The 4696-nt window shown below is 49.3% G+C and carries 5 protein-coding genes; 4 read left to right on the top strand and 1 reads right to left on the bottom strand.

Annotated features, from left to right (window positions below; translation table 11 throughout):
* Window positions 1-297: 297 nt before the first annotated feature.
* The 4 genes from BACCOPRO_RS12400 to BACCOPRO_RS12385 are packed head-to-tail and all read left to right on the top strand — an operon-like array spanning window position 298 to window position 4179.
* Entirely contained in the window at window positions 298-1140 is an 843-nt protein-coding gene (locus tag BACCOPRO_RS12400; protein ID WP_008144167.1) for a prephenate dehydratase, read from the top strand.
* Window positions 1115-2299, top strand: a complete 1185-nt coding sequence (locus tag BACCOPRO_RS12395; protein WP_008144165.1) for a pyridoxal phosphate-dependent aminotransferase — start codon at window positions 1115-1117, stop codon at window positions 2297-2299. Before BACCOPRO_RS12400 ends, BACCOPRO_RS12395 begins: the two co-directional genes overlap by 26 nt.
* Before the next feature lie 21 nt (window positions 2300-2320).
* Entirely contained in the window at window positions 2321-3388 is a 1068-nt protein-coding gene (locus tag BACCOPRO_RS12390; RefSeq protein WP_008144163.1) for a bifunctional 3-deoxy-7-phosphoheptulonate synthase/chorismate mutase type II, read from the top strand.
* A gap of 17 nt (window positions 3389-3405) precedes the next feature.
* Window positions 3406-4179 (top strand): prephenate dehydrogenase/arogenate dehydrogenase family protein, encoded by a 774-nt coding sequence (locus BACCOPRO_RS12385; RefSeq protein WP_008144161.1) that lies wholly within the window; start codon window positions 3406-3408, stop codon window positions 4177-4179.
* Between the two features lie 77 nt (window positions 4180-4256).
* On the opposite strand, the gene BACCOPRO_RS12380 is transcribed toward BACCOPRO_RS12385, so the two are convergent.
* Window positions 4257-4696: Lrp/AsnC family transcriptional regulator (locus tag BACCOPRO_RS12380; protein WP_008144158.1), on the bottom strand; the 440-nt coding region annotated here is incomplete at its 5' end.

Here is a 4696-nt window from a genome sequence, read left to right as displayed (position 1 = left end):
GACAAAACTAGACATTAACCATGAAGAACTAAAAAAAATCAAGAAAAAATTTCATGAAAGGCTTGTTTTTTCAAGAAAAGTATTACTTTTGCATCCGTAATGATAACAAAATAACAAATTTATATATGAAAAATTTTGCGACATACTTCTTCTTTTTCTTTTATTACTTTTACTTTAGCAATGAAGTGAAGCGGGAGTTCGCATATGTATATAAACGATAAAACAAACCAGAAATCATGATATAACGAATCCCGCTTCGATGAGAATGCGGGATTTTTTTTAGATAAAACAAACAGAATGAAAAGAATTGCAATACAAGGAGTACCGGGCTCATACCACGACATAGCAGCTCACAAATATTTCAAGAACGAGGAGATCGAACTGATTTGCTGCAATACCTTCGAAGAAGTGTTTCAGACACTGAAGAAAGACAGCAACGTAATCGGCCTGGTTGCTATTGAGAACACCATTGCGGGAAGCCTTCTCCATAATTACGAACTGCTGCGCGAAAGCGGAACAACCATCATCGGTGAACACAAATTGCGTATCAGCCACAGCATCATGTGTATGCCCGAAGACGACTGGAGTTCACTGACTGAAGTCAACTCGCATCCGGTAGCGCTGGCTCAGTGCCGGGACTTCCTGCAACATCATCCTGAGCTGAAAGTGGTGGAAACCGACGACACCGCCGGAAGTGCCCGGAATATCAAGGAGAAAAACCTGAAAGGACACGCAGCCATCTGTTCAAAATATGCCGCAGAACTTTACGGAATGAAGATACTCCAGGAAGGCATAGAAACCAACAAACACAACTTCACCCGCTTCCTCGTGATCTGCGATCCGTGGCTGAGTGACGAACTGAAAGACCGCACGAAGATCAACAAGGCCAACATTGTCTTCTCACTTCCTCACAGCGAAGGAAGCCTTTCACAGGTGTTGTCCATCTTTTCATTCTATAAAATCAACCTGACCAAAATCCAGTCGCTGCCCATCATCGGAAGAGAATGGGAATACCTGTTCTATGTAGATGTCATGTTCAACGACTACCTGAGATACAAACAAGCAATTGATGCTGTAACCCCATTGACAAAAGCACTTAAAATTTTAGGAGAATATGCTGAAGGAGAATCAACCATATAACATCCAGCCGGCCGACAGACTGGCGAATGTCAGCGAATATTATTTCAGCCGCAAACTGAAGGAAGTGGCACAGATGAATGCCGAAGGAAAGAACGTGATCAGCCTGGGAATCGGAAGCCCGGACATGCCGCCCTCGGCCGAAACCATTGAAGTGTTGTGCGAAAATGCCCGCAAAGCTGACGCACACGGATACCAGCCTACCGTAGGTATTCCCGAACTCCGTCAGGCCATGGCCGACTGGTACCGCCGCTGGTATGGTGTGGAACTCGACCCGGCGACTGAAATCCAGCCGCTCATCGGTTCGAAAGAAGGGATTCTGCACGTCACCCTCGCACTGGTGAATCCCGGCGATCAGGTGCTGGTTCCCAATCCGGGATACCCCACATATACTTCACTGAACCGCATTCTGGGAAGTGAGATCGTCAACTATAACCTGCGGGAGGACAACCACTGGCAACCGGACTTCGACGAACTGGAACGAATGGATCTGAGCCGCGTGAAGATCATGTGGACCAACTATCCCAACATGCCGACCGGAGCCAATGCCACCATGGAACTCTACGAAAAGCTGGTAGATTTCGCACGCCGGCACAACATCGTCATCGTGAATGACAATCCGTACAGCTTCATTCTCAACCGCAAGCCGATCAGTATCCTCAACGTCCCCGGAGCCAAAGAATGCTGCATCGAATTCAATTCCATGAGCAAGAGCCACAACATGCCGGGATGGCGCGTGGGAATGCTGGCAACGAATGCAAAGTTTGTACAGTGGATCCTGAAAATCAAGAGCAACATTGATTCCGGTACGTTCCGTCCCCTGCAACTCGCAGCAGCCCGGGCTTATCAGAACAGCGCCGAATGGCATGAAGAAGCCAACATACAGGTTTACAGCCGCCGTCGCCGTCTGGCTGAAGAGATCATGAAAGCCCTGGGATGTTCCTTCGATCCGGATCAGGTAGGCATGTTCCTTTGGGGAAGAATTCCCGAACACTATGCCGACGTAGAGGAACTGACAGAAAAAGTGCTCCATGAAGCACGCGTATTCATCACGCCGGGATTCATCTTCGGAAGCAACGGAAAACGCTTCATCCGCATTTCCCTCTGTGCCAAGGAAGAGAAACTGGCAGAAGCCCTGAAACGTATTCAGGCAATATTCTGATAACATAAAAAAACAAAAGATATGGAACTCGATTTACAACCCATCAAACTGGAAGGTGTATCAGAAGAACGCCCTCTGATCATTGCCGGCCCATGCAGTGCCGAAACAGAAGAACAAGTGATGTCTACAGCCAAGCAACTGGCAGACAACGGTGTCAAGATTTTCCGTGCCGGAATCTGGAAACCCCGTACCAAACCGGGAGGTTTCGAAGGAATCGGTGTGGAAGGATTGCCCTGGCTCAAGGAAGTCAAGAAAGAAACCGGCATGTATGTAGCCACCGAAGTTGCCACGGCCAAGCATGTTTACGAATGTCTGAAAGCCGGAATTGATATTCTCTGGATCGGTGCCCGCACCACGGCAAATCCTTTCGCCATGCAGGAAATTGCCGATGCACTGAAGGGTGTAGACGTACCTGTATTCGTGAAGAACCCGGTCAATCCGGATCTTGAATTATGGATCGGCGCCCTGGAACGCATCAACAACGCCGGACTGAAACGGCTGGGAGCCATTCATCGCGGTTTCTCGTCATACGACAAGAAGCTCTACCGCAACCTGCCCCAGTGGCATATCCCCATCGAACTGCGCCGCCGCATTCCGAATCTTCCCATCCTGTGTGATCCGAGTCACATCGGAGGCAAGCGTGAACTGATTGCCCCGCTCTGCCAGCAGGCCATGGACCTGGGCTTCGACGGTCTGATCGTAGAATCTCACTGCAACCCCGACTGTGCATGGAGTGATGCATCCCAACAGGTTACTCCGGACGTACTGAACTACATCCTGAACCTGCTCGTTATCCGAAGCGAACACCAGAGCACGGAAAACCTGAGCGAGCTGCGCCGGCAGATCGACGAATGCGACAACGACCTGATGGAAATTCTGGCCAAGCGCATGCGTGTATGCCGCGAAATCGGTACGTTCAAGAAAGAACACAACATGACCATTCTGCAGACCGGACGCTACAACGAGATCCTCGACAAGCGCGGAGCACAGGGAAGCCTCTGCGGAATGGATGCCGAATTCGTAAAGCAGGTGTTCGAAGCCATTCACGAAGAAAGCGTACGCCAGCAAATGGAAATCATCAACAAATAAACTGACCTCATACCAACATGCGTATATTGATTCTCGGAGCCGGAAAGATGGGTTCCTTTTTCACCGATGTATTGAGCTTTGACCATGAAGTGGCCGTGTACGACATTAATCCGCAGCGTCTGCGCTTCATGTATAATTGCTACCGTTTCACCAGTATGGACGAAATTTCTGAATTCCGTCCGGAGCTGGTCATCAATGCCGCTACCGTCAAGTACACCCTGGATGCTTTCCGGCAAGTACTTCCCGTGCTGACTTCCGACTGTATCCTCAGCGACATTGCTTCGGTAAAAACCGGACTGAAAGAATTCTACGAGACCAGCGGATTCCGCTACGTCTCCACCCACCCCATGTTCGGCCCCACTTTTGCCAATCTTGACAAGTTAAGCACGGAGAACGCCATCATCATCAAGGAGGGAGACTATCTGGGCAAAGTGTTCTTCAAGGACCTTTACCAGCGCCTCAGCCTGAACATCTTTGAATACAGTTTCGAAGAACATGATGAAACCGTGGCCTATTCTCTGTCCATTCCTTTCGTATCCACTTTCGTGTTTGCCGCCGTCATGAAACATCAGGACGCACCGGGAACTACTTTCAAGCGCCACATGGCCATTGCCAAAGGCGTACTGAGCGAAGATGACTTCCTGCTTCAGGAAATTCTGTTCAATCCCCGTACACCGGCACAGGTGGAAGGAATCCGCACGGAACTGAACGAGCTGCTGGACATCATCATCCGCAAGGATGCAGAAGGCATGCATGCCTATCTTACAAAGATTCGCGAAAAAATCAGATAACTGATCCGATGCGGGAGATATCCGGAGAGATGTCTCCCGCATTTCGTATATTCTCTCCCCTGTCTTTTCCGGAGGGCTCAGAGGTGAATGCCGTATTCATGCTTCAGTTCGTCCATCACGAACACACTTTCCAGTGAGCCCAGATGGTCAATCCGTCCCAGGACATTCAGTATAAATTCCTGATAATGCTTCATGTCGGAAGCATGAATTTTCAGCAGATAATCGAAAGCGCCCGAAATGTTATAACACTCCGTCACTTCGGGAATATCGCGGATGATACGGGCAAATTCGGTGGCTATTTCATAACTCAGCCGCTGCATCTTCACCTTACAGAATACAACGAAACCCTGATTCAGCTTTCCGGCATCCAGCACGGCAATGTATCTTTTTATATAACCTCCGCTTTCCAGGCGCTTCAGGCGTTCGAATACCGGAGTAGACGACAGGCTGACGCGTGCCGCCAGTTCTTTGGTGGTGAGACGGGCATTCTCCTGCAAGATGCGGAGAATCTGAAGAT

Origin of the sequence: Phocaeicola coprophilus DSM 18228 = JCM 13818 (assembly GCF_000157915.1) — a bacterium.
In the GTDB taxonomy this organism is placed as follows: domain Bacteria; phylum Bacteroidota; class Bacteroidia; order Bacteroidales; family Bacteroidaceae; genus Phocaeicola; species Phocaeicola coprophilus.
This window is presented reverse-complemented; position numbering and strand designations above follow the sequence as displayed.